This window comes from Pseudomonas sp. (genome assembly GCF_050739655.1).
Lineage (GTDB): Bacteria > Pseudomonadota > Gammaproteobacteria > Pseudomonadales > Pseudomonadaceae > Aquipseudomonas.
On record NZ_JBOIBY010000016.1, the window covers coordinates 1 to 2,049 of the forward strand.

2 protein-coding genes are annotated in these 2,049 nt (G+C 58.5%); both read right to left on the reverse strand.

Annotated features, from left to right (window positions below; all coding sequences use genetic code 11):
* Positions 1–85: 85 nt before the first annotated feature.
* Positions 86–1,012 (reverse strand): GGDEF domain-containing protein, encoded by a 927-nt coding sequence (locus tag ACRESJ_RS00825; RefSeq protein WP_431756181.1) that lies wholly within the window; start codon positions 1,010–1,012, stop codon positions 86–88.
* Between the two features lie 183 nt (positions 1,013–1,195).
* On the reverse strand, positions 1,196–1,936 hold the full coding sequence (locus tag ACRESJ_RS00830) for a YciK family oxidoreductase (RefSeq protein ID WP_431756182.1): 741 nt from the start codon (positions 1,934–1,936) through the stop codon (positions 1,196–1,198).
* Between the last annotated feature and the right edge of the window lie 113 nt (positions 1,937–2,049).

Genomic DNA, 2,049 nt, shown 5'->3' on the forward strand with positions numbered 1-2,049 from the left:
GATGTTGAATGACACTACGCTATCGCGAGCAGGCTCGCTCCCACATTGGTTCTTTCACATTGGTTTTGCAGGGTTTCCAAAGGCTTTATCCTGCCATCGTCAACCGATTACGCCCCGCGCGTTTGGCGACGTACAGCGCATTATCAGCCCTTCGCACCAAACTCTCGGCAGACTCACCCGGTAACAACGTCGCGCAACCTAGGCTGATGGTCAGTGCGATCAGGCGGCCATCGGCGACGTATTCCTCAGACTGTGCTGCAAAGCGCAGGCGCTCACCGACCATGGCCGCCGCATCCCGGCTGGTGTTGGACAGCAGGATCAAAAACTCTTCCCCGCCATAACGAAACACCATGTCGACGTTGCGCAATTGCTTTTTGATCGAGGCAGCAACCGCCTTGAGCACGTCGTCGCCAGCGCTGTGGCCGTGGGTGTCATTGATCTGCTTGAAGTGGTCTATGTCTAGCATCAGCAGCGACAAAGGTTGCAGGTGGCGCCGTGACAATTCGATTTCCCGATGCAGCGTTTGCTCCATCGCAATTCGGTTGCCAGTGTCCGTCAACGGGTCGCGTAACGCACTTTGAGTAGCGGCACGGTACAGAAGCGTGTTGCGCATCGGGTAGAGCAACGCAGCCAGCAGCGACTCAAGGTTGCCTTGTTCCTGCTCGCTAAAGCGTTGCTTGCGGCGAAACACCAGCTCGCCCAGATGTTCGCCCTCATGGCTGAGGCTGTAGCTGATCGAATGGTGGCCGCGCTGACCGAACTCCAGGCGCAAGTCGCTGCTCTTGTGCTCATAACTCAAGGCATCCAGCGGGACGAGGCGCTGCACCTCGCGGAAGAACAATCCGAGGATACGTTGTGGTTCAAGGCTGGTTTGCAACTGCATGCTCAATTGCTGGCGCAACTGCGCGAGGCTGACTGGCCTTTCCAGAGAGGGTTGTTGCTGACCAAAGCCCAGGCGTTGCAATTTGGCGCTATCGAACTCAATTGCGTCGGTCTGGGAAGGTGATTTCATATGGCGTGCGCCCTTGAGCAGTAAGGCTGTCTTACAAGCTGGGTGAGAGCGGCTTTGGGCTGCGTCATACTGGTCCGTCAGTCCCGTAGGACATTTCGTACAAGTTTAATCCGCTTTGTACAAGATTAGGATGCGCAAGTGCCGCGACGAGAGGTCGGCGCGGCACAAAAGCGACGTACGGCATTACTGGGCGTTGAATGCCTGCCCATTGATACCGGTGCTGTCCGGGCCCATGAGGTACAGGTAGACCGGCATGATTTCCTCGGGCGTCGGATTATTGAGCGGGTTTTCTCCCGGATACGCCTGAGCGCGCATGCTGGTACGAGTAGCGCCCGGATTGATGCTGTTGGAGCGTACCGGCGCCACGGTGTCGACTTCGTCAGCCAGGGTTTGCATCAGGCCTTCGGTGGCAAACTTGGAGACGCCATAAGCACCCCAGTAAGCGCGCCCCTTGCGCCCGACACTGCTGGAGGTGAACACCACCGAGGCGTCCTGGGACAGTTTGAGCAGCGGCAGCAAAGTGCTGGTAAGCATGAACATGGCGTTGACGTTGACTTGCATCACGCGCATGAAGTTTTCGCCAGACAGCTGTTCAATCGGCGTTCGCGGGCCAATGATTGAGGCGTTGTGCAGCAAACCGTCGAGGTGGCCGAATTCGGCTTCGATCATGGCGGCCAGCTCATCGTATTGATGGGGCAGGGCGGTTTCCAGATTGAAGGGAATGACCGCCGGCTGCGGATGCCCGGCGGCCTCGATCTCGTCGTACACCTGGGTCAGGTTCGCTTCCGTCTTGCCCAGAAGCAGCACGGTCGCACCGTGGGCGGCGTAGGTTTTTGCAGCAGCCGCGCCGATGCCACGACCGGCGCCGGTGACCAGAATGATCCGATCCTTGAGCAATTCGGGGCGAGCGGAGTAATCAAACATAAAGACCTCGACAAATCAGAGGGTGTGCCTCGGCGACCGCTGCGCGGTCAATCGCGGGCAAGCCCGCTCCCACAGGTACAACGAAAACCATGTGGGAGCGGGCTTGCCCGCGA

Coding starts and splice junctions, on each gene's coding strand:
- ACRESJ_RS00825 (WP_431756181.1), bottom strand. CDS start 1,012: ATGAAATCACCTTCCCAGACCGACGCAATTGAGTTCGATAGCGCCAAA.
- ACRESJ_RS00830 (WP_431756182.1), bottom strand. CDS start 1,936: ATGTTTGATTACTCCGCTCGCCCCGAATTGCTCAAGGATCGGATCATT.